We start from the raw sequence: 26398 nt of genomic DNA, 5'->3' as shown, positions 1-26398 counted from the left end.
TAGGCGAGGCTGAGGGCCCGTACCCCAGCTGGCTAGAGGGCGCCGGTTTAGGTCCGGTGTGTCGTGGGTTCGAGTCCCACCGGGCCCACACGCTGAGGGGCCGTCCACTTGGGCGGCCCCTCTTCCGGTCTCAGCCCAACAACTCCCGCACCACCGGCACCAGCGCCCGGAACGCCTTCCCCCGATGGCTGATCGCGTTCTTCTCCTCGGCGCTCAGCTCGGCGCACGTCCGGGTCTCGCCGTCCGGCTGGAGGATCGGGTCGTAGCCGAAACCGTTCGTGCCGGCGGGGGCGTGCCGGAGCACGCCCCGCAGCTGTCCCTCGACCACGCGCTCCCTCCCGTCCGGCAGGGCCAGTGCCGCCGCGCAGGCGAAGTGCGCGCCCCGGTGTTCCTCGTCGATGTCGGCGAGCTGGGCCAGCAGCAGTTCCAGGTTGGCCAGGTCGTCGCCGTGTTTGCCCGCCCAGCGGGCGGAGAAGATGCCGGGGGCGCCGTTGAGGACGTCGACGCACAGGCCCGAGTCGTCGGCGACGGCCGGCAGGCCGGTGGCCCGGGCCAGGGCGTGGGCCTTGAGGAGGGCGTTCTCGGCGAAGGTGACGCCGGTCTCCTTGACGTCGGGCACCTCGCGATAGGCGTCCGCGCCGACGAGTTCGTGGGGCAGTCCGGCTTCGGCGAGGATGGCCCTCAGCTCGGTGATCTTTCCGGTGTTACGGGTGGCGAGGATCAGGCGGGTCATGCGCGCCAGTATTCCTCCCCTACAGCTCCGTCTGGCCGCCGCCCTCCAGGCTGCGCAGGTCGAACACCTCGGCCATGCGGGCGAAGCCGCGGTCGCTGGGGTGGAGATGGTCGCCGGAGTCGTAGTCGGGGCGCAGACGGCGGGGGTCGTACGGGTCGCGCAGGGCCTTGTCGAAGTCGACGACCGCGTCGTACACCGTGCCGGTGCGGATCTGCGCGTTGATCTGCTGCCGGACGGCCTCGCGTGTCCCGGTGCAGCCGCGGTGGCCCCGGAAGGGCATCAGGGTGGCCCCCACGACCTTGAGGCCGTGGGCGTGGGCCTGTGCGACGAGCGTGCGCAGGCCGGCGACGATGCGGTCGGGGTCGGCGAGGCCGGGGTTGCGCAGGATGTCGTTGACGCCCAGGTCGATGACGACGACCTTGGTGTTCGGGCGCGAGAGTGCGTCGCGGGCGAAGCGGTCGAGGCCGCTCTGGTTCTCGGGGGGCCGGCCGAGGCCGCTGGCGAGGACCTGGTTGGCGCTGATGCCCTCGTTCACGATGCTGTAGCGCGGCAGCCGGCCTCCGCTCTCCAGTGCCGTGCGCAGCCGGTCCGAGAGGAGGTCGGGCCAGCGGTGGTCGGCGTCGGTGGTGGAGGTGATGCCGTCGGTGATGGAGTCGCCGAAGGCGACGACGGTGCCGTCGGCCTCGTTGCTGAGCACGTCCAGCGCGGTGACGTAGCGCCAGTACGGCGTCTGTGCGGTGTACGGCGTGCCGGTCGCGTCCTCGGTGTGGTCGCCGGTGGCGACGTAGGAGATCTGCCGGGCGTGCGGGTGGTAGGTGACCGGGCCGGAGGGGGTGGGGGAGTAGGTGGTGACGAGGACGTCGCTGTCGTGCGGGACGGCGAGCCGGACGGCGTCGCTGGTGATCTGGTCGCCGGGGGGTACGACGACGCCGGTGGCGCCGTTGAAGGTGAGGCGGCGCATCGACGCGGGGTCGGCCGCGGCGGTGCCGTTCCCGGCGGACAGCGCGACGGAGGCGTGGGTGAGGGTCAGCGGCGACTGGCCGTACAGGTTGGACAGCGTGATCCGGGCGCTGGTGCCGCCGGTGTTGGCGTGCACCACGTTGCGTACCGAGTGGCCCGCCAGGCCCTCGGTCTCGGTGCCGGGTTCGCCGCCGACCGGTGCGGTGGCCCAGGAGCCCACCCAGGTGCCGGTGGAGGCGGGGGCGGCGGAGGAGTCGTGGTGCGGGCGGTCGTCGGTGAGGGTGCCGCGCGCGGTGCCGTCGTCGGCGCCCACGGTGAGGTAGATGACGGCGGATATGGCCACGACCAGCGCGATGAGCGCGGTCATCAGTACATAACCACGACGCTTGGTCACGCTTGTTCTGTTCCCCTCGGGGGATCGGGAGCCCGATGCTCCGACGGTTCCGTTGTTCCGCTGGTGATGGGCCCATGATGCGGTATGGGCCGGGGACAGCTGTCAGGGCCCTGCCCGGAAGTCCCCTGTGGATGGACGCCGGGAACTCTCGTTCCGTTCCGGGAGTCGGTCAGGAAGGGACAATTGTGTGCGGGATCGCCGCACGGGTGGACCGGAACGGGTGGAGCCGATGGAAGCGACGGAAGCGACGGAAGCGTCCGAGACGGAGACGGCACGGGGTGTGTCGTACAAGACCATGACGGCCTTCACCCCGGCCGACGAGGAGCGCCGGCGCGGGGTGCGCCGGATGAAGCTCACGGCGACCGGCCTGCTGCTGTTCGTGGCGCTGGTGTACGTCCTCGCCAAGCTCGCCACGCACGAGGGCGCAGGTCCCTGGGCGGGTTACGTCGCCGCGGCGGCCGAGGCCGGCATGGTGGGCGCGCTGGCGGACTGGTTCGCGGTCACCGCGCTCTTCCGCCACCCCCTCGGACTGCCCATCCCGCACACCGCGATCATCCCCACCAAGAAGGACCAACTGGGCGTCTCGCTCGGGGAGTTCGTCGGCGAGAACTTCCTCTCCGAGGACGTCGTACGGCAGCGGCTGCGCGCCGTCGGCATCGGCACCCGGCTCGGCGCCTGGCTGGCGGAGCCCGAGCACGCGGACCGGGTGACGGCCGAGCTGGCGACGGCGCTGCGCGGCGCGCTGACGGTGCTGCGGGACTCGGACGTGCAGGCGGTGGTCGGGGAGGCGATCACCCGCCGGGCGAACGCCCAGGAGATCGCGCCCGGCATCGGCAAGATGCTGGAGAAGGTCGTCGCCGACGGCGGGCACCGGCGCGTGGTGGACCTGGTGGTGACCCGGGCGCACGACTGGCTGGTGCTGCACCGGGACGACGTGATGGTCGCCGTGGAGGGCGGCGCGCCGGGCTGGACCCCGAGATTCGTGGACCGCAAGGTCGGCGAACGCGTCTACAAGGAGCTGCTCCGCTTCGTCACCGAGATGCGGGACATGCCCGCGCACCCGGCGCGCGGCGCCCTGGACCGCTTCCTCACCGACTTCGCCTCCGACCTCCAGTCCGACACGGAGACGCGGGCGCGGGTGGAGCGGCTCAAGGGCGAGGTGCTGGGCCGGGGCGAGGTGCAGGACCTGATCGCGTCCGCGTGGACGGCCGTACGGTCCATGATCGTGGCGGCGGCCGAGGACGAGCGCAGCGAGCTGCGGCTGCGGGTGCGGGCCGCGCTGCTGTCGCTGGGCACGCGGATGGCGACCGAGCCGAAGGTGCAGGAGAAGGTCGACAGCTGGGTGCAGGGCGCGGCGGTGCACGTCGTGACGACGTACCGCAAGGAGATCACCTCGCTGATCACCGACACCGTGGCCGCCTGGGACCCGGAGCACACCACCCGCAAGATCGAGGCGCACATCGGCCGCGATCTGCAGTTCATCCGGATCAACGGCACGGTGGTGGGATCCCTGGCGGGACTGCTGATCTACGTGGTGACGCGGACGCTGGGAGCGTGAGGGGGCCGGGAGGACCGGCACGTCACCGCTCCAGTGGCCGCACCGGACCCGGGCACGGCGCGGCCCAGCACCTGCTGGAGACGACGCCGTACCCTGTCGAGCGCATCGCCGAACAGCCGGGCTTCGGCTCCCCGACGGCGTACCGGGAACGCTTCCGCCGGGTGGTGGGCACGAGCCCGCCGGCGTACCGGAAGCCGTTCGGGGCGGGAACCCTGTGACGGGCACCCGGTGATCGGGGCGTCCGCTGCGTCAGGCCTTACGGTCGGCGACAGCCCAGGAGGCGAGGGCGACGGCGCCGGCGACTCCGAAGACGGACGGCCAGGCGCCGACCTTCTTGGCCAGCGGATGCGACCCCGCGAAGGCGGCGACGTACGCGGCACCCAACGCCCCCGCCGCCTTCCCCCCGGCCTGCTTGCGCCACTGCTGCGCGGCAGCGACCCCGGCCACGGCCAGCACGGCCCCGCCCAGCTGCCGCTTCCTGGTCCAACGGGCCACGCCGTACCCACCGACGAGCCCGCCGGCGGCGACGACCGCACTGGGAACCTTGGCCACGACTGCCTCCTCTGTTGTCCTTTGTGTCATCTTCTGTATGCAGCCGAGGCTAACGAGCCCCACCGGGACATCGCGCACCAGCCCCTGCCATCCTGCGCGTGTGGAGGAACACGACGAGGACGCACACGGGGACGCACACGAGGACGTATGCGCCGCCGACCTGGACCCGGACCCAGACCCGGACCCAGACCCGGACCCGGACCTGGACCTCGACCGCGCGCTGACGATCGCGACCGACCTGGCCGCCTGGGCGTCGGAGACGATTCGCCGCCCACGCCACGGCGAGGAGGTACGGGAGAAGGCGGGCCCGGCGGACATCGTCACGCAGACGGACGAGACGATCGAGATCCACGTCCGCTCGGTCCTCCGGGCGGCCTTCCCGTCGCACGGCATCGAGGGCGAGGAGTACGGCGTCGACGAGCCGACCACGCCAACCGCCCCCTATTGGGTCGTGGACCCGGTCGACGGCACCACGAACTACGCCCACGGCATCGGCTGGTGCTCCTTCTCCCTGGGCCTGGTCTCCCCCGACGGCACCCCGCTCCTCGGCCTGGTGGCCGACCCCTGGCGCCGGGAAGTCTTCACCGCGATCCGAGGCCGCGGCGCCCACCTGAACGGCACCCCGATCCATGCCTCGCCCCACACCACCCTCACCGGCCACCTCTTCCTCACGGAGTGGGCCGCCCACTCCCACTGGCCCGGCCTGGACCCTCTCCTGACCGCCCTCTCCCACCGCCACTGCACCACCAGGGTGATGGGCTCCACGGCCCTCTCCCTCTCCCAGGTCGCGGCAGGCCGCGCCACGGCAGCGGCCATCGGCGAATTCCACGCGGTGGACGGCCTGCCGGCGTACCTGATCGCGATCGAGGCGGGCGCGGTGGCCCTCCCTCAATTCCCCACGTACAACGAGCCGTTGCTGCTGGCGGCGCCGGGGGTGGCGGAGGAGTTGAGGGGGCTGTGGGAGACGAGTCGCCGCACGGGCCGGGCATAGCTGCCCCTCCTCCGCCGGCCTTCCGGCCAACGGCAGGGCCGCCCCACCTTGTCTCTCCCCCCGTTTCCCCGGCCGCCCGCTCGCTTCTCCCCCGTGCTGGAGCGAGCCGGGTCAACGGTGGCCCGAAGCACCATCGCCGCAGGCGACGCTAGAGCGCAGCGCAGCGGAGCGGAAGCGCCCTTGACGCGGCTCGCGGAAGCACGACACTTCCAAAGAAGCGGGCGGCCTACGGGGCAAGCTCACCGCCGACGGCTGGTCACACGAGCCCTCTTTGCCCAACGGGACAGGCCAGTTCGGGCTGCGTGTGGTTCGGAGAACACGTCACCACTGCGACGGACAGGTACGAGGGATGCTCAAGGTAGAACCCGAACGACACATCGCTACCTGAACTGACTCTCTCAGTAGCGGAGTTGACCAACAGGGGGAGATCGATGAAGTCCCGCTCCCATTCGGAGGCAAACCGAGGCGCGTACTCGGCTACGCACGCGCCGACCCAGGCAGCCGCTTCATTCGGCTCGTCCCACGTGCCGCGAACCAACGACCGCGGCTTGACGAGCCAGTACGCCGTCTCCAACGGAGGAAGGTCCACGACCGGGAACTCCGCCGCGACCTCCCGATAGCGCTGGATCAGCTCCGGCTTACCCCCGGCCGGTGGCGGCTCGGGATAGGGCGGCCGCCGTAGGGCTTCCTGATCAAAACGCTCTTTCGCCCCCACCCAGAGATAGCCGTGGTGATGCACCTGTCGTTCCTGTCGTCGGACACCGAGGACCATGGGGGGGACCGGTCCCGACTCCGCGTGGAGCCGGGACCGGCCGCGACGCATCAGGCAGACAGCCCGAACCTCACCGGATCGATGCCGGCCACGGCCAGCTCCTCCGTCGTGAACCGCAGCGGCTCCGCGTCCGGCCGCTTACTGTCGCCCAGCGCCCAGGCGTCCTCGCCGATCCGGGCGAGGGTGACGCACCCCTCGGTGCAGGGACCACCACAGGCCTTCACGAAGGAGGCCCCACTGATGTCGAGCCCGTACAGCTTGGTTCCGTTCAGCATTACTGCACCTTCCTGCTCAACTGATCGCGGCCAGGGGTGACCGCCGCCGCCCCGGTGGGCGGGAGTTCATGGGATGGGGAACCCGGATGCGCCTCCGCCTTGTGTCGACGTAATTCCACATTCGCATCGGAGACGGCACTGTAATCGTGTCTGGAGCGGGCGCTCTCGCGCTGATCAAAAAACCCGAGGCATTTTTTGCATCCAGATGTCACCCCCGGATCGGGCAGAAGTTCGGTCAGCCCGTATCCGTGAGGCTTGCGGGCATCAAGCATCGTTCCTCCCCGGTTTCATGTCCCACACATGATCCACCGAAGGGAGCGCGAAGGGGAGTCATATGCCCGTTGTCTACTAAAGATCAACGGTACAGGCTTGCCCATTCCTGAAGCAGGGTTCGGGCTGCTTCCCCGAACTGGGCCTTCTGCTCGTACTGCTTGAACACTTCCAGATGCTCGTTAATGTCGCGAGGGTCGCGGAATACGGATCGCCCGGTGAATGTTTCGACAGTAGCAAGCCTGTCGTCGTAGACCGTAAAAGTGTTCATGGGGCCACGACTTATGGTCGTGCCAATGGGTATGAGGCCAATCCGTATGTTGGGCAGATGGGAAAGTGAGGCCAGGTGGTCGATCTGTACTGCCATGGCGGGAGGGGGGCATCACGGCCCATCGCGCAGCCTGCTCCGTGATCAGGAAGGTGAAGCGCTTTGTGGCGTCGTAGAGCACCGACTGCCGCTCCAGCTTCCGTGCCACCGTCTTGCTGGTGTCTCCCGGTGAGTATTCGAGGCTTGCTCGGATGTATTCGGGAGTGGCCAACAAGCCGGTGATCATTGCAGGCAGGAAGTAACGAATCTCCCTGGCGTCGGCCTCCAGGACCGCCAACTCTGCCTGACGCTTCTCAAGGCCGCGCCGCCAGGACGATCTGATGGGTTGCCACTCGGTGTTGGCCAGTCGCGCCAGCGACGTTATCTCGGCAACCAGTTGCTCAGGGGCGTCGAGGGCTCGCAGAATGAGTTCAACGTCGATCAAGCTCGGCGTGATCTCAGCAGTCTCGATCTTGCTGATCTTTGACTGCGACACGTTGCAACGCCCGGCGAGCCGGACCTGGGACAGTCCGGCTCGCTTGCGCAGCGTTCTCAGCGTCTCGGCCAGGTCGGCTTTCGACTGCCCCAGCTGCTCAGGATCAAGCGTCAATGCCCTTCACGTACTCCTTGAAGGGCACCGATTCCGCGAGAGCGATGCGCTGATACTCCAGGTATGGCTCTGGGTTGCCTTCGTACACTTGCCGGTCGATCTGAGTCCCGTCCGACTCATAGTTCATGAACACGATCCGGGAGCGGTCGAACATCCAGAAGTCCTGGACCTGCTCAAGAGGGTTGGGACGATCGGTCACGTCAAGGATGCGGATGTCCTCGCCGGCTTCGACGTTGTGGCGGTAATACTCGAACTCGAAGCGAAGGTAGTCCGAGAGAGGCCGAGCGATGATGTGCACTCGCCCGACCGCGCGGCCACTGTCCCTGTATGCCTTGACCCGATCGAACCATGGCTGGGTCGCCTCACGGGTCACCGGCTCCCCGGCCAGGAATCGGCGGACAGCCTCTTCCTCCTGCGGCACGCGATAGACAGGCAGAGTTTCGAGTCGCCACGCCTCTGTTTGCATGGCGTCGAACGCCTTCCGCCAGTCCTCACCAGCCAAGAGCACGAACGGCCTCCTTCAGAACTGCCTCCGGGATCTCCACCAGCGCTTCGCCCGCCGGTGCGTCGAAGGCGTTCGACAAGTCTCCCTGGACCACGAACGACCCCGACGCGGTTCGGTACACGTTGGGGCAGTCGTCGCCCCCGCACTCTCCGTTCCCGTTCCCATTTCCATTGCCGGTCAGTCGAGTCAGCTCTTCACGTGCCATTGAGCCCCCTGAGTGTCAGGCAAGGACGTTCCCTGCCGTAGGGGTGACGCTAGGGCCGGCGGACGGAGGGCGTCTATGACGTCACGGAGATATTCCTGTAGTGGGGTAGTTGATCTTTCCGGTCGACCGTTGAACAACTGGCCGCCCGAAGGCAGCCTCACTGGAGCAGATGGTCGGCCTTGCCGGCCTTGATGTCTCGAATCATGGTGCTGAGAGCCTCTCGACCGTCCATGATGAAACGGTCCTCCTGCCCGTGCACCGCTATGTACGCGTTGCCGGCTCCGTCGACACCTATCCGGAAGCAGGAGTTCCCCTCCCCGCAGAACGGGTCTTCCCACTGGATCTCGGGCATGACTCCTCCTAGAGCCCCTGTGCGATGGCATGGATGAAGTCCCTTGAGTCGTCGGGGGACAGCGCCAGGTCCTCCATCCGGTCCAAGTGGGAACGGTACTTGGCCAACTCGTCTTCCCCGTAGAGGAAGTCCGGGCCGTGCGAGTTGTCGATCTGGACGGTGTCCAGCTGCTCCGTCGCTCCCTCTGCGTACAGAACGGTCTGGCCGGCGCCGGGGAACCCGCCATGGGCGAACGGAACGACCAAGACGCTCACGCCGTCCTTCTCGGACTGGGAGAGAAGGTATTCGAGCTGCTCGCGGGCAACCCGGCGACCTCCGAACTGCATCCGGAGCGCCGCTTCGTGAACGATGCCGGTGAACGGAGGGGCCGCATTGGTGGCGAGCACGTCTTGGCGCCGGTTGCGATGCGCGGCCCGCATGGTCACCTCGTGTTCCGGCAATTGGGGCAGGACCGCGCGGAAGACTGCGAGTGCATAGTCCGTCGTCTGGAGGAGGCCGGGGATGTGCACCGTGCACGACGCACGCATGCGGACAGCACGTGCTTCCAACTCCGCGATGTCGAGCAGGCCTTGAGGCAGTGCACCGCGGTACTGATCCCACCAACTCTGCGCGCCCGCCAAGGCCATGTCGACCAAGGCACTCACGTACTTCTCGTCGGTACACCCGCAGCGACGGGTCAGTGTGCGCAGACGCTCCTCGCTGATGTTCCGGACCCCGGACTCCATGTAGGAGATCTTCCCCCGGTCGACGCCCAGGAGCTTCGCGGCCTCCTCCGCGGACATGCCGGCCGCTACTCGCATCCTGCGCAGCTCGTGACCGAGACGCTTCTGTCGCTGGGTGGGGGCTGGCTTCGGGGGCATGCCGTTCCTTCCTGTGCGCTCTCGCGCAGTCTGCCGTGTCTGCGCGGCAGAGGCCACGAACGAGCTAATTTGCCGATATGTGTGGCAAATTTACCTCGCCATCTCTACGTTGAGTACTGCGCCACTCGCGCCTCGTGAGCGGAAGTGCATCGCGCAAGCCTGCCCGGTTTCTCCTGCCCTGGGAGGGATGGGCGTGCGCCAGGGAGACAAGCCACTGCTTGCCGAGCGGCAGAGACAACAGGCCAAAGAAGGAGTTGGGAGATGGACTGCACTGCATGCACGCCAAGACGACCCTGGGAGTTGCCGTTTCTCGCTGTGCCGGAGGAAGTGGCTGCACTTCGCCGGCTGCTGAGGCTCCACTTGCGTCTGTGGGGCCTGTCAGAGCTCACCGAGGCGGCTCAACTCTGCGTCAGTGAGCTGGTCTCCAACGTAATCAATCACGTGGGACCGGGAACGCCGACGACGCTTGCCGTGTCGATGTGCGGTACGAGCCTGCGCATCGAGGTGCGCGACCCCGGCACACACGGTTTACCCACCTTGATCAGAGCGACCGATGACGCGGAGGCAGGGCGCGGCATGGCACTTGTTGCTGCCAGCTCCGAGCGCTGGGGCGTCCAGCTCCTACCGGAAGGCAAGGCCACTTGGGTCGAACTCTCGACCAACCTGAGTGCGCCGCACGGCCACAGCCAGAACACGCATGTCTCGAAGGCCGCAAGAATGCTCGACTTCTACGATGTGCGGCCGTCTGCACGTCCGGGCACGTCGAACATGCTGACTACCGCTATCGCCGAGCGGGCTGCGGTCGAGGCCATTGCTGACCTCCTTCACTGGCTTCGGGCGCATGGTCACGATGCAGACGAGGCACTCGACCGGGCCCAAGAGCAGTTCGAGGCAGAGTCGGGGCAGCTCACCACTTGGTGACAGCTCTTTCGGCTGGCTTGCCCCATCGTGCCGACTGTTCCAGCGACAGCCCGGGGTCGAATCAGTGGCGATTTTCCGGGCTATCGTGGACGGGGGTCACCCACGTAGATAAGCGTATATCGACGCGGCAATCGCCTTGCCGAGAGGGATGGGGACTGCATTTCCGATTTGTGTGGCAATCTCGATCTTCGAGCCACACCAGCGGAAGTCGAGCGGGAATCCCTGAATCCTGGCAGCCTCGTAGTGCGTGATCGGGCGAGACAATTCCGGATGCAGATAACGACCCTTTTCCGGCTTGAAGAACTCTGTGCGAATCGTCACCGAAGGTTCCCCATAGCGGAGCCGTCCCATGACGTCGCCAGTACCCGTGTTGTGATTGTCCCAGCTCTCGGTTGAAAGGTACTTGACGGGTGTCCTCACACCTGGGGGATTGGGTGTGTCAAATACGTGGACCTCGTTGCGCTTATCGACCGTGTACCACTTGTTCCGCAGATCTTTCCTGTTGCCACCCGGGGGGATGGCGAGGTAACGGGCTCTGGAGAGCGGCTCGGGATTTCGGCCGAAGTGTAGGTCGGCAGTGCTGAAGATGCCTGACTGTACAGAATTCACCTCAGGGATGAACTCCTTGCCGTCTGGAAGTTCAGTCCCCCGCAGATGGAGTGCTGCTGATTCGGTGAAGATTTCGTCCACTGCCTGCCAGTAGGGCGTTCCTGCCTCCAACCCGTCGAGCGGCTGGGCGGCGGTGGCGGGCAGCCGCTTGGGGCGACGGCGGTGTGTCCTCGCAGGGTAGGACAACGTCCGGCCGTTCGAGAGGTCGCGACGGACGCCGATGACAATGGCACGACGACGTGCCTGAGTTGCACCGTAATCGGCCGAGTTGAGAAGGTATTTCTTGATCTTCTCTTCGTCGGTGTCGGAGGGTGCATAGCCTGGCGGATCCACCAGCCGATACTCGGCAAGTTTGCCGCCGGCTTCGACTTCATTGAGGAGGTTGCGAAATTCGTCCGACTTCAGAAAGCGATCGACGTTCTCGATTACGAACACCTTCGGGCGAATTTCGGCAACGATTCTGACGTACTCCTCCCAAAGTCGATTGCGCTCGCTGCCCTTTTTGCTGCGGTTCAACGCGGAAAAGCCTTGACATGGGGGGCCGCCGACGACAACGTCGGCGTGGAGGTCTTCCGGCGTCGGCTGCCACGCTTCGATGTCGCCCACGTGGACGCGAGCGGCCGGGATCCGCTCGTCGCGCCGCAGGGCCCCGAAGTTCACGGCGTAGGTGGCAGCCGCGGCAACGTTGTGTTCGACGGCCGCGATGCTGTGGAAGGCGGGCCCGTCCCAATGTCCTCCGGCAGGCTGAAACTCGTGGAATCCCTGAGTAAAGCCGCCGCAGCCGCTGAACAGGTCAACGACTGTGATCGGATCGAGGGCAACGGGGCGGGGCGTAACCATGGGGCGATCTTAGCCTCGGAGTGCAGCCGCGATGGCGAGTCCGACGGCGGTTGCGAGGGGTGGAGGCATCGCGTGCCCCACCTGACGATACCGGGACGTCTTGCCACCGTGGAGCTTCCAGTCGGAAGGGAACGATTGAATCATCGCTGCCTGTTCGATTGTGAGCTTGGGCTCATCCCCGACTGGGAAGTCGGGTCCGGGCGGCTCGTCGCCGAGGCTGTTGCCGTTCACACCCAGGGCAGCCCATGCCTTCTTGCTGCCGGTGGGACCGAGGTCCGCGCCACCGCGTCGGTCGGAGCCTCCGACGAGCGCGGGGGCGATGCGATCTGCCTTCTCGATCCACTGTCCTGCTCCCGGCCAGTTGCGGGCAGACATGGACAGACCGAGAACTTGGCCCACGGTCGGCGCCGGGGCGCCATTCGGTGTGGGCCAGGCGAAGCGAGCGAAGTAAGGGTCTTGGAGGGCTATTAGAAAGCCGCTCTTGCGGTTCTGTGGGACGCTGAAGTCGGCGGCATTGAGCACCATCCAACTTGAACGTAGGCCGGCGTTGAGTAGTTCGTTCTCGATCCAGGCCCGGTCGGTTTCGAATGCGGGATCTGCTACGAGATCGGGAACGTTCTCGAAGAGCACGGCCTTCGGCTTGATCTCACATGCCAGGGAAATGGCTGCGCGCAGCACCCAACGTTCTTCGGTGTCCTCGGTCCGGCCAATGGTTGCCAACGACTTCACACGTGGCAATCCGCCGCTGACGAGATCGACTCCCATGACATCGGGACGCATGCTGGGAAGGAACTGGAGGACATCCATGCAGACGATGTCCCAATCGGGGCGGTTCAGCCCAATGGAGAAACAGGCGTCGGCCTTGGACTCTATGAGCATTACCGGGTCAAACCCGGCACGTTCGAGTCCAAGCGCCTGTGCGCCTGCGCCGGCGCAGATCTCCAAGGACCTGAACCGTCCGGTGTCGGCTTGAGCCGTTGGGGACGATTCGCAGATCGGCTGTTCGTCCTGTATCGAAGCCGCCGAACCGGAAGCCTCGTGGCGATTGCGCGGCACGGAATTCTGCAGATGCTCCCCGCGCCCGTCCACGGTCGTTGAAGAGTTGAGGCGTTGCGCTTCCAAAGATTCTTGGGCAACAGCGCCCAACTCCTCGTCAAGTGCCCTCTCCTCGATGCCGTCAAACAGTACGAACGGTGCGAGCCGAAGCAGGCGCTTGAGGAAGTCACGAAGCGTGTCGCGTTCGTTCAGACCCCTGAGATCCAAGTCCTTCCAAACACGCAGGATCGCGCGGACGAGGTGAGGGCTTCCGCCGAGTGCGGCGCGTCGGGCATAGATCTGATCGAAGGCGGCCTCACCGAGGATCTTGAGGGCAGTGTAGGGTTCCGGATCGTCGGGCGAGCGCACGAGCTGGGCACGCCACCAGAGGCGGCCGAACACGTGTCGCGTGAGGTCGGTGCCAAGTACACGGTCCCTGGGCGGCTGCGGGTAGCGCCAGAAGGCCACGTCCGGGAGCAACACCAGGGCCAGGAAGGCCCAGACATCCCTGGACGCGGCTTCAGCGGGCACCATGCCCATCTCGCCGTGGAGCAGCGCTGCCAACTGTAGATCGAACTCCGCGTTGCGTGTTCGGTCGGAGTCATCAGGGAAGCCCGCCTGCTTCGCCAGGTCGAGAACGCCTTCCCGTAGGTCGCGGAGTTGAGCAGCAGTGATGCGGTCTCCGCCTGTGGCCACGTAGACGGCCGAATCATGTGTGACTGCCACATGGCGGGACAATTCACCGACATCGAGCTGCTTGTATTCGTCGAAGAGGGGTCTCGCCTGCGCGGCGAGGAGACGAGGATACAGAAAGCTCATCACGACACCTCGAAGATTCTTACAGCCGCTTGCAGGTCTGACGCGAACAAAGCAGGCGACTGACGTTGGCGCAGGCGTACGTCGGTGATCAACTGCCCTGGGAAGAGCTGGTCGAACAGACTCAGCAGCGTGGCACCGAGTGAACCATCAGGGAAGTCGGCATCCTCGGCAAATTCGTCATTGGCGAGAGCGTGTTCGATCATGGTCCTGGCGGCATCTGCATAGACGGCGGACAGAACGATCCTGTCAACGGGGCGAGGCTTGGCCGCATTTTGGAATGCTGTGGCGGTGACCGTGTTTCGCTCATTGACCAGGAGGAGCAGAGCCCCCATCGTGGCGTGCTCCAAGCCACCAGTGATCTGCAGGTGCCATGCTGCGTCGTCCGGAAAAGACGTGAGGGCGAAGTCGATGACGGCCATGGGAAATTGAGGAGCATCACCCTGAAGCCGCAGTTCTGCTCGATCGCTCCACAGCACGGAACCAGCGCGCCGTGGTGCCGAAGAGCGAGCATCGCTTCGCCGCTCGGCCAGCACGAGGGCGGTGTCCAGAAGTAGCAATCCGCCGAGGTCGGTCCCACGCAGCAGCACGTCGAACTCCGTGGAGACGGTACCGTCTCCCGTCAGACGCGAATGCTGAGCCGGGCCACTCAAATTTGAGCCGGTGGCGGTCCACACGGCGGAGACCAGGAGAGAAGCATCTTCTGGGAGACCGCTCTGCCGGCGAGCCCGGTCCACGTCAATGCGGACTCTTCTCCGCACGTGCAGATCCATGTGATAGTCCCAGTCCGGCAATGCCTCCGGCAGAGCCACCTCGCCGTCCTCGACCACGAGTCGCCATTGCTCGGCAGTGACCACGTCCTGCGACGGGGTGCGGTAGGGAAGGACACGTCGAGTCATGGGCGCCTCACCGTCTCGACCTTGATACCGATCTCAGTCATTGTGTCTGGCGCAGGCCGGACGACGGCGCGCCAGACAGTGTCGCCGCCATCGAGCACATGTGGATCGGAGGTGTACAAGCGACCACTTTCGTCCTCCCAACCGACCAGTTCAGGCATGCTGGCTCCGATGGGAGGATCGGTCTCGCGTCCGCCGCTCCCGGGAAGGGTGACCGCAAGGTCGATGTGTACGCGCTGCGGCCCCGACACGGGGAGTCGGAACTCTTGAATGAGTACCGAGTTGTTCCCGCGGTCGTCGTAGTACGGCTCGCCTACGTACAGCACCCGCGGTCGGCGGATGGTCGAGCCGCCCTTGGCGAATGCGGAGCCTCCTGAGAGCGATTGCTCGTCCGTGTGATGTGCCCCGACGCCGGGGGTCATTGCCGGGTCGAGCGCTGTAGGCGTACTCGTGGGCCTGGCCGATAGTCGACGCCCCGTCTCTTCGGCGTCCGACACGGTGCTACGCGTCGCGGTACTGCCGGGCTTGGAGTAGGCCGTGGCTCCACCGATACCCCAGGCACCGCCCACCAGTCCGGAGAACATCGAACTGGCTGCGCCAAGAGCCACGTTGCTCGTTCCGGGACGTGTCACGCCACCGAGAGACAGAAGGCCTTCCAGAGCTTCATTGATGCGTCGGAAGGTCGTCTGGACAAATGTGCTTTCCGGCCTGTCGAGAGAGTGTGGGTTCCAGGCGTCGTGGGTGGGTGGCTCCGCCTTGGCGTAGACGTCGTCCATCGCCTCGTCGGCACGGAAGACGCCGGCATATCCCTGATTGGCGCTCGGAGGCTTTGGCCCGGCGTGGTAGGTGACCACGAGTTCAGCGGGACGCATCAGGCAGACATGATGGATCAGGTCTTCGATGTCCAGCATGCGTGACGCGCGTGTGGCGTTGAGCGGCGGCATGATGCGTTTCACGAGCCCAAGCCGTCCCAAATGGCGTTTCGGCTTGAAGCATTCGAGATCAGTGCCTTTCGGACCTGCCATCTCTTCGTACGCTGCGACGAACAGGTTCAGCGGGCGGGTGGTCCGGGGATCGGGCACGGGATGAGGAATACCGTCACGTGTGACTGAGAAACGCATGGCGGGCGGCGCGTCGGCGGTGCCGATCATCTTGGGCCAGAGGTGCCAGGCGATGGTGTCACTCAAGTAGCCGGCTGCTGCGTCCGGACCCTCGAGTTCGTCAAGATTGGGATCGATGACGACAACGGTCGTACCGGTCTCATGCGCCCCGAAGGCCTTGAGGCCAAGGCGCTGCGCGACGGTCTCGGCCGCCTCACCGACAAGTGGTTCGACGACGCTACCGGAACTGTCACCCCACCAGTGCCTTCCTGTGTAGCGACGTTGCCCCTGACGCTCAAGTGTCACGTAGCTCTTCCACAGGGTGCACCCGATGAGGCGGGTCTCGTACTCTCCCTGCGGGGTGCGGCACCGGGAATGGACAAGTACCGATCCGGCCTTGGACAGCAGGTAGAAGATGCCCTTGCCGAACCCGTAGGTGCCGCCGCCAAGAGGGGTGTCGCGGGGCTCTCCGATGTTGCGGATGAAGGAGACGAAGTCTCGTTCAGGGCCTACGGCATCGTCAGCACGGGTCGGCCCTCCGAGCCCGCGGGTGCCCCGATCGGATACTGCAAGCACCCGGATCGAGCCACGCTTGAGCGTTTCCCGGAGCGGAAAATTGTCGCTTCCGGGGGCGCCGGCAAGCAGCAGTTCCCTCCATACGCTGGTGTGCGCGGGGCCGACGGTCCACATGTCGATGCGGTAGTCGACCGGAACATTGGACTGAGGGAGGCGGGCATCCCAGCTGTTCTGAGCGGACTCGCGAACGAGGATGGTGAGTAGGTCGAGTTCTGGGCGTCCCAACTGGTTTCGGATGCCCTCGGCGGCGCTCGCGCCTTCCGGAGGATAGGGCTGAGAGAACCACTGAGGACCCGTCACATGGACTCCTGGATCAGCTGATCGAGTATTTGGACGGCTTCGTCGGTGCTCACGGGGGCCGGAGCGTCATGGGACAGATCGATTGTGTATTCGACATCCAGAACCGGTATCTGAACGCCTGCGCTGAGGAGTGTCTGTGTTGTCAGCCGTGGGAAGTCGGGCCCAACCCTGTACCACCTCTCCTCCGCGATCACGAAGCGAACATTTCGGTATTTTTCGGCGTCGACGGGGCGATAGCCGACCGCGGCCATCATTTCGAGGAAGGCGCTCTCGTCGTCGCATGAATGAAGCGCCTGATCCAGCAACTCCAAGAACCCGACTCCGGAATCACTTGTGTCAACCGCTTCCAAGCGGAACCAAACCAGGTGAAGCGCCCCTCCCGCGGGACCGTCGAGCTGGTCGAGTCCGTGTATGCGGGGCCTGCGAGGTCCATTCGCGCTACTTGTCTTGACCTCCACGGCCGCCTTCCCGGCCGCGAAGTCGTGAGGATGCCCTTCAGGACCTCGCCAGATCCTGTGGGCACTGGAGTCGCGTCCAAGGAGCCGGTTCAGCACCACCAGCTCGCCGAACAAGCCGGCGATCTGCTCAGGCCCCAGCGGAGCACTCTGTGGTTGGAAGAGCGCCTTCCAGCGGTCGAGTACTCCATAGAGAGCCTTGACCGGGTTCTCGGGACGCACGGCAACTGCACTCAACACATCGATGCACAGGTTCGTGAACAGGTCGTTGAGATCTTTACGCAGACAGGCGAGGTCGGCATACGTCTGATAGCTCTCGTCGTCTTCCAACGGACGCTTGCGCAGCTGGAGCACGGGACCGTCGGGATTGGTCCTGATCCTTCGGTGCGTGTGCACCGGCATCAGCACGTGGCGACAGCCCTCGTGGTCGATGCCGGCAACCAGCGACCCCTGGGCCGTCATCACGGGCAGTTGGGACACGCGCAGACGGTGTTCACCAGTGGTCTGCTCGCTCTCCAGTGCAACCCAATGCTCTTCGATCAACTTTCGGAAGGCCTCGTCGTTCACGCGTCTTCACCTTCGACAAGGAGGCTGTAGTCCTCGTCCTCGATGCGCAATCCCGACAGATTGGCGGAAATGTACTTCTCTACGGTGCTGTCCCCATGGCCAGGTTCGGGGAAGACGAGGCCCACGCCGATGACGTGCTCTTCCGCATTGAGCGGGGCGCGAAGCTTCTTGGTAGGACCAGGCGCGGAGGTCTTGTCAATCGGATAGAGAACCAACAGCCCAGTGTCCGGAAGGAGCACACGGCGCCTGTCCATGATGCCCTTCTCGGTCAGTTTCGCCGTGTCGCTGTCGAGGTCCACAGCAGCGTCGCGGCGGCTCATGAGGGTCTTGATGTCGGCGAAGTACGGATCGGGGTTGCTGACGGCGAGACGGGCTCGGCTGTTGAGCCCCACGCCGATGTCCGCAGCAAAGTCGAATGGCTCACCTGCGGGATTGCCGACGATCGCCACGTTCCACCGGCGGAGCGAGTCGGCTGCTTTGACCCGCTTCTGGATGTAGCCGATGATCAGGTCGGCGTCGTTCTCGGGCGACTTGTCGTGGAACTTGTAATCGGCCAGGAAATCTGTCACCACGTCGTGGGGCACGTTACGGAAGACGTACCGCCCTTCCGACGACCGAGTCTCGATTCGAACCGCATGCGCGCGGGCTGCAGCCACCAGGTTGCGTGATGCGGCGATGTTTCCCCGGAGCCATTCCGCGTCCGTGCGGAAGTAGTGGGTCTGAACTCGCTTGCCACCGTACGAGGAAGCTGCGGTGACGGCGTCGCGCATCTTGGCTGCCGCTGTGACGCGGAGCGCCGGGTGCGTACGCAGGCGTACGGCGAAGGTGAGGGGTGTCTCGTCCTCGGTCATGTATACGTCGATGTCTCGGCGCATTTCTGTCTCGACGGTGGCGAGGTGTCGGAACCACTCGGCCAGTTCGTCGGTCATCCAGATCCGAGGGAGGTCTGCGTAGCCATTTCGGAAGCCGAACCAGCGCCCCATCTGCAACAGCGTGTCGTAAGCGGAGACTGCGCGGACGAAGTAGCTGACCGACAAACCTTCGAGGGTAAGCCCACGGGAAAGAGTGTTGCCCCCTACCGCAATAGCCACGACGGGTCCGTTTTCGTAGTCCAGACGATCCTCGCTGCTGGAGTTGTCCATGATGACGCGGCAACTTCGAAACACGCCAGGCAGCTCAGGTGCCAAGTCCTCGAAGGGGACCTTCTGCTCGCCGAACTCCTCCGCCGGGACGCGCGCGGTCTCCTCTTCCCACAGGTTACGGAGCCGAGAGAGGAAGTTCGAGTCGGCAAGGGAGTCCGCAGCACGCTTCAACAGATGTTCCAGCGGTCGCTTGAAGCTGTTGTGCACAGACGTGTTGACGCTGGTGTGAATCAACATTGTGCTGTGCGGGTTTCCCCTACGGCGGACACGGCGAGCCGCTGTGGTCAGCCAGAAGTACTCGACGGCTCTGCGGAGCGTATCGGTGATGACGGGCTCGAATCCTTCGACGTCTGCCTTCGTCTCCGGGCGCACGCACGTCACATCGTCGTCCGGGACCGAACGGATCATGTCGTGTCCGTCGTCGACCTGCTCGGCGTCCTCGCCGTCGAGCGCGTAGCGACCGAACAGGACCTCCGTTCCGAAGTGCCCATCCGGCTTCGGGAGATTTACAACGAAGTCGCGGGGATAGAGGTCCTGCGCGCTCGGATCAATGAGCAAGTTGGCGAAGGGAGATGCCGTGTAGCCCACGTAGGCGGACCGCGGCAGACTGCTCATGATGCTGAGGATCAGCGGGTTGATGGACTTGGTCGCAACCGTGGCCTGGTCGGCCTCGTCGTCAATGATCAGCGCCGGGCAGTCCTGCAGGTAGTCCGAGGCTTTGTCCAGCCACAGAGCCAGCTTGCGGAGCACCGTCGCGTTCTTCTTGACCACGCACAGCACGTGTGTCTTGTTGCTCTTGCCGAAGTAAGAAGCCGGATTCTCCTGAGGAGTGAAGTCCCTGTCGAGGCCAGTCAGTTGGGACCACAGAGATGGGTTGGGTTCGACGAGCTGTTGGACCAGCCGTGCTTGGGTCTGGCGTCGGAGACCATTGTGGATGCCTGCCAGGACAATGAAGAGCTTGTAGCCGCGGTCGGCCGCCTTGGCCATGACCGAGGTGAAGTTGGTTGTCTTGCCGGACTGTACGTAGCCCACGACCAGGCCGCGCGTGGAGAACGACTTCTCCTTCGGATGGTTCAGGAGGGAGACCACGCGCGTCGAGGAGTCGTCGAGATTGCGGATGGCGGGCTCGTCGGTCCAGCCGTCCTTGCGTAGTAGGTCAACAATCGCAGGCCAGCACTTGTCCTTGTCCTGCGGTCCCGTGTACCACGTGTCGCGGTTGCCGAGGACGACGGCGTGAGGCTCTTCGAGTTCTTTGATGCGTATGGTCTGCTGTTCGTGGCGCTCGCGGATCTCTTGGACGATCTCTGGCTTGACCCCCAGCATCTCCAGTCGCTTGACCGCTTCGGCTGGTGGAAAGGCGTCCAGAAGTGCCTTGAACGTGTCATACATACCGTCGAACTCGTCGGTCATAGGACCCGACCGCCCCCGCTCCCACTCGTCATGTTTCTGGGTTGACTGCCCCGCGCGCCCAGGAAGCCCCGGGGTTCGGAAGGTGCCCAGCGTTACCTTCACAAGGTCTGCACATTATTCAGGTGGACGGTTCCCCCCACCAAGGCCCTTGTCCTGATTGATGCCTGACTCGGAGCCGGTTTGACCTTCACGGAGCGGCTGCCCCGATGTCACCGACCGGGCGATTCGGCGTGCCACGTCCTCGGGAGATTCGTGCTCCCAGAAGCGCAACACGGTCCACCCTGCGGCTCGCAGGTGCTCCGTCGTCTCGAGGTCGCGCGCCATGTTCTTGTCGAGCTTGGCGCGCCACCACGCAGCGTTGGCCTTCGGGTGCGTGGCGTGTTCGGGGCAGCCGTGCCAGAAGCAGCCGTCCAGGAAGATCGCAACCTTGGCTTTGGTGAAGACGATGTCGATCGTCCGTCGAGGCATGTCCGGTACCGGCCGGTTTACTCGGTAACGCAGCCCTGAGGCGTGAAGGAGTCGGCGGACCGCTACTTCGGGCGCCGTATCGCGCGATGCCTGTCGGCTCATGCGAGCGGAGACAGCGGCGGAGGAAGGCACTGCATGTGGCACAGCAGCATTCTGCCGGCGTGACCGGAGCAGCGTGGCCTCTGTCCGCGAAAGCGGAGAGTCTTGGAAACCGGAGATACGTGGGCGAGCTGGGACCGCCCGCTTCTCGGCATTGTTGTGCTTCCGCGGCCCGGCCTCAAGGGCGCTTCCGCTCCGCTGCGCTGCGCTCTCGCGTCGGCTGGCGCCGATGGCTCTTCGAGCCACCCTTGACCCCGGGCCGCTCCGGCACGGGGGAGAAGCGAGCGGGCGGCCCGGGGGAGCGGGTGGGGAGGTGGGTGGCGGCTCAGTCGCCTTGATTGGGCAACCACGCTGGGCGGTCCGGTGGCGTGGCGGGTGATCCTGTGGCCTGCGGAGTTGTGGGCCGCGGTGTCGTTACGGTCCTACGCCCCGTGGCAGGCGCCGTAGCCCTCCGCGGAGCCGCACCAGCACTCGGCCCCCCTCTCCGGTGGCCAAGCCTCCGCCCGCCCCCTCGCCGCCAGCGTCGTCGCGTACTGCGGCAGCAGCGTCACGTCGTCCGGGGAGGAGCCCTCCGAGGCTGCGAAGGCCTCATAAGAAGGGACCGTGCCCGTCACGATGCCCAGGTTCGCCGTGCCCGAGGAGGACAGTTCGCGGAGCGAGGACTCTATGGTCGACAGGTGTTCCGGGTGGGAGGGGTACTCCGAGGAGAGGGTCGGGTACGCCGAGACCAGTTCCGTCAGTTCCGGGGCCGGCCAGTGCAGGACCGCCACCGGGAAGGGGCGGGAGAGGGCCTCGCGGTAGGCGCCCAGTTCGGCTTGGAGGCGGGAGATTTCGGCGGCCAGTTCGGCGGGGTTGTCCGAGCCGAGGGACCAGACCCTTTTCGGGTCGTGGAGTTCGTCCAGCGAGACGGGAGCCGAGTGGAGGGTGTCCGCCAGGGTGTCCCAGTCGTCGTGGGGGAGGCCCAGCATGCGGCGGACGCGGTGGCGGGCGTAGAGGAGGGGGTGGGTGGGGGCAGGGGGTTCCGTGCCCTCCGGCAGGAGCGAGCGGGCGGCCTCCGTGAGGGTTTCGGCCGCCGCCTCCAGTTCGTCGTGGGACTCCAGGGACTCCGCCGCGATCAGCCAGGGGGCCGGGTCGCGCGGGGCGGCGAGGCGGAGGCCCTCGATGATCGCCCTTGCCTCGGCCTCGTGGCCGTACTCCCAGAGGTTCGAGGCCTTCAGGGCCCGGATCAGGGGAGGGTTGTCCAGGTCGGCGGTGGTCGCCAGCAGGCGGTCGTAGAGCGTGGTCGCGGCGGGGCGGTCGCCGGACAGTTCCAGGTGGGCCGCGGCGCGCAGGAGGAGGGCCTCGGCGTCCTCGGGGTACAGGCCGGCGGTCCGCTCCAGGCGTGCCGCTTCCGCGGTGTGGTCGACGTTCTCGGCAGGCGAGGCAGGCGTGTCGGGGCGCATGGGGGACACCGTACTGCCGCGCGGTGACAAAAGTGAGGCGTGGAGGGGGCGCGGGGGAGGGGCCGCGGGCCTTCGTCTATCTTCGTGGGAGCTCGGGTGTGGGCATCCAGTGGGGGTTGCGTGAAGAGCGCCGGTGGGGTGGGGCTGGTAGAGGCCGAGGCGGACGCCGACGGAGGTCGGCAGGGGGCGGCGTTGCCGCCGTACTGGCCCCTGTTGCTCGTCGCGGCGGCCGTCGTGCCCGGTGTCCTGCTGTTCGTCGTCGGGCGGTGGGGGGACGCGCCGGCGGTGCAGGCCTGGCGGACCGTCTGCCTGGCCGTGACCGTGCAGGCCACGCCCTTTCTGCTGCTCGGGACCGCACTGTCCGGGGCGATCAACGCCTTTGTGCCGGAGCGGGTCTTCCAGCGCATCCTGCCCCGGCGGGCCGCGCTCGCCGTGCCCGTGGCCGGGGTCGCGGGGGTGGTGCTGCCGGGGTGCGAGTGCGCCTCGGTGCCCGTCGCAGGCAGTCTCATCGGGCGGGGGGTTCCGCCGGCCGCGGCGTTCGCGTTCCTGCTGTCCGCGCCCGCCATCAATCCTGTCGTGCTGACGGCGACGGCGATCGCGTTTCCCGGGCAGCCCGCCATGGTGCTGGCCCGGCTGCTCGCCTCGCTCGCCGCCGCCGTCGTCATGGGCTGGCTGTGGCTGCGGTTCGGGAAGGCGGAGTGGCTGCGGCCCGTCGTGCGGCATCAGCATGCCGGGCATCGGGACGGGCGCAGCCGGTGGGACGAGTTCCGGCGCGGGTTCCAGCACGACTTCCTGCACGCCGGGGGCTTTCTCGTGCTCGGGGCGATGGCGGCGGCCACGTTCAACGTCGCCGTGCCGCGCTCCGTGCTGGACACCTTCGCCGGGTCGCCCTGGCTGTCCGTGCTGTTCCTGGCGGGGCTGGCGGTGCTGCTCGCCGTGTGTTCCGAGGCCGATGCCTTTCTCGCGGCCTCCCTCACCGCCTTTCCGGCGGTGGCGCGGCTCGCGTTCATGGTCGTCGGGCCGATGGTGGACCTGAAGCTCATCGCGCTCCAGGCGGGGACCTTCGGGCGGGCCTTCGCCGTACGGTTCTCGGCCGCCACCGTCGTCGTCGCCGTCGCGTGCAGCGCGCTGATCGGGGGAGCACTGCTGTGAAGGGGAGTACTGCCGTGAAGAGGTGGCTGCGGGCGGGGCTGCTCGCGCTCTGCGGGCTCGGGCTGCTGCACATCTCCCTCTTCACCGACCTCTGCCTGCGGTACGTCAAGGAGGGCATGCGGCCGCTGCTCATCGCCTCCGGTGTCGTCCTCGTGCTGCTGGGCGTCGCCGGTGCCCTGCTCGATCGCCGGCAAGAGGACGAAGAAGTCCGTCACGGGCACGATCACTCCGGCCTGCCCCGCGTCGCCTGGCTGCTGCTCCTGCCCGCGCTCAGTCTGCTCTTCTACGCCCCGCCCGCCCTCGGCGCGTACACCGCCTCCCGGCAGCCGGCCAAGCCCGTCGCCGAGCGGCAGACGTTCGCTCCGCTGCCGGCCGGCTCGCCGGTGCCGATGACCCTGTCCGACTTCACCGGCCGGGTGCAGCAGGACCCGGCGCGGGACATCAAGGGGCGGACCATCCTCATGACCGGGATCGTCACGCCCCACGGGGGAGGCAGCTGGGATCTGACGCGGATCATCATCAACTGCTGTGCCGCGGACGCCCAGTCGGTGAAGGTGCGGATCTACGGCGGTGACGTGCCGCCCGCCGGCGCCTGGGTGTCGGTCACCGGGACCTGGCACCCGGGCGGGCGGCTGGGCACCAGGTCCGCGCCGGTCGCGCTGGACGCGCTCACGGTGAAGAAGGTGCCCCGGCCGGTCAACGGCTACCAGGACGCCCTTCCGCTGCCCTCGGCCGTCACACGCTGACCCCGTCCACCTGGAGCGTCTGGACCGACTTCGCGGCGAAGGGGACGGCTACGGACTTGCCGGACAGGTACGTGTCCGAGTGGGCCGTGTAGAGGTCCGAGCCGCCCGTCGTCACCGTGTTCCAGCGGGGGACCAGTCCGCCCGAGCCGCCGGTCACCGAGGAGAAGGACGAGAGGTCGAAGGTGAGGGTCTGGGCGGAGGCGGATGTGTTCGCGGCGACGATCACCAGGCGTTTCGCGGACCTGTCCAGGGCCGCGACCGCGTAGCTCACGCCCGTGTCGAGGATCGTCATGCCGGGGCGGATGTGCCGGGTGAACTGGGCCAGCGTGTAGTACTTCGTCTGCACCGCACCGGGCTGGAGGGTGGCGGCGTCGTAGACGATCGTCGCCCAGCCCGAGCTGGGGTCCATCACCTGCCAGTAGACCCAGGCCGTGGGGTGCAGCCAGCGGAAGTCGTAGAGGAGGTTGCTCGCCAGGGTCAGGCCCGTCGAGTCGCCGTCGCCGTACTCCGAGTTCCACAGGGCCTTGCCGGACGTCGTCACCACGTCCGAGTAGAGGAGGTCGCGGCGGCCGCCCGAGCCCTGGTAGCCGTGGACGTTGACCCGGTCCACGTAGCCCTTGGTCGTGGCGGAGAAGGAGTCCCAGGTGGTGCGGGCCAGGTCGTAGGTGTTCTCGTCCGATGCCGAGATCTTCGTCGACGTGAGGCCGCGTTTGTCCAACTCGCTGCGTACGTACGGCAGTACGGCCGCCTGGACGGTCGCGTCCATGTGGCAGCCCTCCTGGGTGCCGGTCGCGGTCCACCAGGAGGACGAGGGCTCGTTGAAGGCCTCGACCGTCGAGAAGGTCACGCCCCAGTTCTGCTTCGCGTAGAGGGCGACGGCGGCCAGGTGGGAGGCGTGCTGGCGGTAGTTCCAGGACTGGAGGTTGTTGCCGCCGCCGGAGGCGCCCGAGGGGTTGTGGTTCAGGCACATCCACCACATCGGGGAGTTGGCGAACAGCTCGGTGGTCGCGCCGCGCCCGGCCGCCTTTACCAGCATCGCGCGCTGGGTGGCGTCCGCGGTCCACTTGAAGGAGGACGACGTCGGGTCCTCGCTCGTCCAGTCCTGCCAATAGCCCTCGATCTGCTTGAACTTGGGGATGTCGGCGGAGGCGACCATCGACTCGCCGCCGACGCTGTTCCAGCTGCACGCGCCCAGGTTGTAGCGGGCGATGTTCAGGCCGAGGCCGGGCAGCGACGTGCCGTTGTACGTCGTCGACCCGGTCGTGAAGAAGATGTCCGCGAAGTCGTCCCGCGTGCCGAAGACGTTCGCCCACCAGGCGAGGGACGTGCCCCAGCCCTCCCAGGTGCCGTAGGCGGCGGACGGGTCGACCGGGATCGTCGCGTCCGCGCGCGCGGTGCCCGTCGCCAGGGCGCTGCCCAGGGCGCCGCCGCCCGCTGCGGCCAACAGTGTTCTGCGTCGGATCATGGCTTCTCCGCCTCTCCAGTTCCCCGTTGCGGCCTCCGGCAGCAGGAAGCATCGGGGGTGACGGGTGGGGCTGTCGAGAGTTCTGACAGTACTTTCTCAAACCCATTGAGGAAGCCTGTTCGGCATCCCGAACCCCCTGCGGCTATGGCCAGTTGGGCCCGCCGCGCCTATCGTGCGGGCGGCCATCGTGGAGGTGGGTGCGGATGCTCGCGGCGTCTGGGGTGCGGGTCGTAGGGCACGGCGACCGGCGCCGGCGTGCCCGGCGCCGGCGGATGCTGTGGGGCGGGGGCGAGGCGCTCGTCACGGTCGGGGTGCTGCTGGCGCTGCTGGTCGTGCACCAGCTGTGGTGGACCAACCGGGAGGCGCGGCGCGGCGCCGAGCGGCAGGTGCAGGCGCTGGAGCGGGAGTGGGGGAGCGGCAACGGCCGCGGCGCCGACCCGGGTTCGAGTCCCGGTCCCGCGTCGCCCGGCCCTTCCGGTACGACGGGGCGGGCCCCCGCGCCGCGGTCGTCGTCCGTCCCCGTCCCCGCCGCCGCCCCGCCCCGGCGCTCCCAGGCGTACGCCGTCCTCGACATCCCCCGGCTCGGGCTGCGCGTCCCCGTCGCCGAGGGCGTGAGCAAGGCCGACGTCCTCGACAAGGGGTACGTCGGCCACTACCGCGGCACCGGGCAGCCGGGCCAGGCCGGGAACTTCGCGCTCGCCGGGCACCGCAACACGCACGGCGAGCCCTTCCGTTATCTGCCCCGGCTGCGGCGCGGGGACGACGTCGAGGTGGAGACGCGGACGGCGACGTACACCTACGACGTCGACCAGGTGCTGCCGCAGACCTCGGCGACGGACTCGGGGGTGATCCGGCCGGTCCCGCGCTCCCTCGACCGGCCGTCCTACGGCTACGACAGCCCCGGCTACTACATCACCCTGACCACCTGCACCCCCGAGTTCACCTCCCGCTACCGGATGGCGGTGTGGGGGAAGCTGGTCTCCGTGCGGCCGAGGTGAGCGTGCCGGGCCGCCGC

The 26398-nt window shown here is 66.9% G+C and carries 24 protein-coding genes, 1 tRNA gene and 2 pseudogenes; 8 read left to right on the top strand and 19 right to left on the bottom strand.

Annotation, left to right across the window (positions count from 1 at the left end; translation table 11 throughout):
* The first annotated feature begins 13 nt into the window (after positions 1–13).
* Positions 14–88 (top strand) — tRNA-Leu (locus tag ACFC8N_RS03755).
* 42 nt (positions 89–130) lie between these two features.
* Here ACFC8N_RS03755 and rdgB read toward each other — a convergent pair.
* Positions 131–733 (bottom strand): RdgB/HAM1 family non-canonical purine NTP pyrophosphatase, encoded by a 603-nt coding sequence (rdgB, locus tag ACFC8N_RS03750; protein ID WP_356034166.1) that lies wholly within the window; start codon positions 731–733, stop codon positions 131–133.
* Positions 734–752: 19 nt separating this feature from the next.
* Positions 753–2087, bottom strand: coding sequence for an SGNH/GDSL hydrolase family protein (locus tag ACFC8N_RS03745; protein WP_376286058.1), 1335 nt, complete (start codon positions 2085–2087; stop codon positions 753–755).
* A gap of 229 nt (positions 2088–2316) precedes the next feature.
* Here ACFC8N_RS03745 and ACFC8N_RS03740 point away from each other — a divergent pair, with 229 nt between their 5' ends.
* Both ACFC8N_RS03740 and ACFC8N_RS03735 read left to right on the top strand, forming a co-directional pair.
* The gene (locus tag ACFC8N_RS03740; RefSeq protein WP_376286055.1) at positions 2317–3645 is read left to right on the top strand and encodes a DUF445 domain-containing protein; all 1329 of its coding nucleotides are present in this window, start codon (positions 2317–2319) and stop codon (positions 3643–3645) included.
* A gap of 10 nt (positions 3646–3655) precedes the next feature.
* Positions 3656–3863, top strand: a pseudogene (locus ACFC8N_RS03735) (helix-turn-helix domain-containing protein); the annotation flags it as partial.
* A gap of 31 nt (positions 3864–3894) precedes the next feature.
* Here ACFC8N_RS03735 and ACFC8N_RS03730 read toward each other — a convergent pair.
* A complete protein-coding gene (locus ACFC8N_RS03730; RefSeq protein WP_376286053.1) occupies positions 3895–4197 on the bottom strand; it encodes a hypothetical protein in 303 nt (100 codons plus the stop codon).
* 100 nt (positions 4198–4297) lie between these two features.
* On the opposite strand from ACFC8N_RS03730, the gene ACFC8N_RS03725 reads away from it, so the two are divergent.
* On the top strand, positions 4298–5188 hold the full coding sequence (locus ACFC8N_RS03725; RefSeq protein ID WP_376286050.1) for an inositol monophosphatase family protein: 891 nt from the start codon (positions 4298–4300) through the stop codon (positions 5186–5188).
* A gap of 256 nt (positions 5189–5444) precedes the next feature.
* Here ACFC8N_RS03725 and ACFC8N_RS03720 read toward each other — a convergent pair whose 3' ends face one another.
* The 7 genes and pseudogenes from ACFC8N_RS03720 to ACFC8N_RS03690 form a co-directional block, all read right to left on the bottom strand.
* Positions 5445–5927, bottom strand: a complete 483-nt coding sequence (locus ACFC8N_RS03720; RefSeq protein ID WP_376286047.1) for a hypothetical protein — start codon at positions 5925–5927, stop codon at positions 5445–5447.
* 83 nt (positions 5928–6010) lie between these two features.
* Entirely contained in the window at positions 6011–6235 is a 225-nt protein-coding gene (locus ACFC8N_RS03715) for a DUF397 domain-containing protein (RefSeq protein ID WP_376286044.1), read from the bottom strand.
* Between the two features lie 355 nt (positions 6236–6590).
* Positions 6591–7422 (bottom strand): annotated as a pseudogene (locus ACFC8N_RS03710) (helix-turn-helix domain-containing protein).
* Positions 7412–7930 carry a DUF6879 family protein gene (locus ACFC8N_RS03705; protein WP_376286041.1) on the bottom strand — a complete coding sequence of 173 codons (519 nt, stop codon included), beginning with the start codon at positions 7928–7930 and terminating at the stop codon, positions 7412–7414. Before ACFC8N_RS03705 ends, ACFC8N_RS03710 begins: the two are co-directional and overlap by 11 nt.
* Complete coding sequence (locus ACFC8N_RS03700; protein ID WP_376286038.1) at positions 7914–8132, bottom strand: hypothetical protein; 219 nt, start codon at positions 8130–8132, stop codon at positions 7914–7916. The genes ACFC8N_RS03705 and ACFC8N_RS03700 overlap by 17 nt, the downstream gene beginning before the upstream one ends.
* Positions 8133–8289: 157 nt before the next feature.
* Positions 8290–8484 (bottom strand): hypothetical protein, encoded by a 195-nt coding sequence (locus tag ACFC8N_RS03695; RefSeq protein ID WP_376286035.1) that lies wholly within the window; start codon positions 8482–8484, stop codon positions 8290–8292.
* Positions 8485–8492: 8 nt separating this feature from the next.
* Positions 8493–9344: a helix-turn-helix domain-containing protein gene (locus ACFC8N_RS03690; RefSeq protein ID WP_376286033.1), complete on the bottom strand. Its 852-nt coding sequence runs from the start codon at positions 9342–9344 to the stop codon at positions 8493–8495.
* Positions 9345–9605: 261 nt separating this feature from the next.
* Here ACFC8N_RS03690 and ACFC8N_RS03685 point away from each other — a divergent pair, with 261 nt between their 5' ends.
* A complete protein-coding gene (locus ACFC8N_RS03685) occupies positions 9606–10265 on the top strand; it encodes an ATP-binding protein (RefSeq protein ID WP_376286031.1) in 660 nt (219 codons plus the stop codon).
* Between the two features lie 96 nt (positions 10266–10361).
* Here the strand turns inward: ACFC8N_RS03685 and ACFC8N_RS03680 are convergent, their stop codons facing one another.
* From ACFC8N_RS03680 to ACFC8N_RS03645, 8 genes are all read right to left on the bottom strand, one after another.
* Entirely contained in the window at positions 10362–11714 is a 1353-nt protein-coding gene (locus ACFC8N_RS03680) for a DNA cytosine methyltransferase (RefSeq protein ID WP_376286028.1), read from the bottom strand.
* Positions 11715–11723: 9 nt separating this feature from the next.
* On the bottom strand, positions 11724–13568 hold the full coding sequence (locus ACFC8N_RS03675; protein WP_376286025.1) for a DUF6339 family protein: 1845 nt from the start codon (positions 13566–13568) through the stop codon (positions 11724–11726).
* Positions 13568–14464 (bottom strand): hypothetical protein, encoded by an 897-nt coding sequence (locus ACFC8N_RS03670; protein ID WP_376286022.1) that lies wholly within the window; start codon positions 14462–14464, stop codon positions 13568–13570. The genes ACFC8N_RS03675 and ACFC8N_RS03670 overlap by 1 nt, the downstream gene beginning before the upstream one ends.
* Positions 14461–16437 (bottom strand): hypothetical protein, encoded by a 1977-nt coding sequence (locus tag ACFC8N_RS03665; protein WP_376286019.1) that lies wholly within the window; start codon positions 16435–16437, stop codon positions 14461–14463. The genes ACFC8N_RS03670 and ACFC8N_RS03665 overlap by 4 nt, the downstream gene beginning before the upstream one ends.
* Complete coding sequence (locus tag ACFC8N_RS03660) at positions 16434–17459, bottom strand: PD-(D/E)XK motif protein (RefSeq protein WP_376286016.1); 1026 nt, start codon at positions 17457–17459, stop codon at positions 16434–16436. The genes ACFC8N_RS03665 and ACFC8N_RS03660 overlap by 4 nt, the downstream gene beginning before the upstream one ends.
* The gene (locus ACFC8N_RS03655; RefSeq protein WP_376286013.1) at positions 17456–20011 is read right to left on the bottom strand and encodes a Z1 domain-containing protein; all 2556 of its coding nucleotides are present in this window, start codon (positions 20009–20011) and stop codon (positions 17456–17458) included. Before ACFC8N_RS03655 ends, ACFC8N_RS03660 begins: the two co-directional genes overlap by 4 nt.
* A 114-nt stretch (positions 20012–20125) precedes the next feature.
* Positions 20126–20581 (bottom strand): very short patch repair endonuclease, encoded by a 456-nt coding sequence (locus ACFC8N_RS03650; RefSeq protein ID WP_376286010.1) that lies wholly within the window; start codon positions 20579–20581, stop codon positions 20126–20128.
* 419 nt (positions 20582–21000) lie between these two features.
* Positions 21001–22020, bottom strand: coding sequence for a hypothetical protein (locus ACFC8N_RS03645; RefSeq protein WP_376286007.1), 1020 nt, complete (start codon positions 22018–22020; stop codon positions 21001–21003).
* Between the two features lie 138 nt (positions 22021–22158).
* Here ACFC8N_RS03645 and ACFC8N_RS03640 point away from each other — a divergent pair, with 138 nt between their 5' ends.
* A complete protein-coding gene (locus ACFC8N_RS03640; RefSeq protein ID WP_376286270.1) occupies positions 22159–23172 on the top strand; it encodes a permease in 1014 nt (337 codons plus the stop codon).
* A gap of 14 nt (positions 23173–23186) precedes the next feature.
* Positions 23187–23918 carry a TIGR03943 family putative permease subunit gene (locus tag ACFC8N_RS03635; protein WP_356034203.1) on the top strand — a complete coding sequence of 244 codons (732 nt, stop codon included), beginning with the start codon at positions 23187–23189 and terminating at the stop codon, positions 23916–23918.
* On the opposite strand, the gene ACFC8N_RS03630 is transcribed toward ACFC8N_RS03635, so the two are convergent.
* Entirely contained in the window at positions 23908–25383 is a 1476-nt protein-coding gene (locus tag ACFC8N_RS03630; protein ID WP_376286004.1) for a beta-1,6-galactanase, read from the bottom strand. The two genes, ACFC8N_RS03635 and ACFC8N_RS03630, sit on opposite strands and share 11 nt — an antisense overlap.
* Before the next feature lie 203 nt (positions 25384–25586).
* Here ACFC8N_RS03630 and ACFC8N_RS03625 point away from each other — a divergent pair, with 203 nt between their 5' ends.
* Positions 25587–26381, top strand: coding sequence for a class E sortase (locus tag ACFC8N_RS03625; protein WP_376286001.1), 795 nt, complete (start codon positions 25587–25589; stop codon positions 26379–26381).
* Positions 26382–26398: the final 17 nt, after the last annotated feature.

The sequence above is a fragment of the Streptomyces sp. NPDC055966 genome, from assembly GCF_042269865.1.
Classification (GTDB): domain Bacteria; phylum Actinomycetota; class Actinomycetes; order Streptomycetales; family Streptomycetaceae; genus Streptomyces.
Note: the sequence above shows the minus strand (reverse complement) of the source record. Positions and strands in the feature narration are given on the sequence as shown.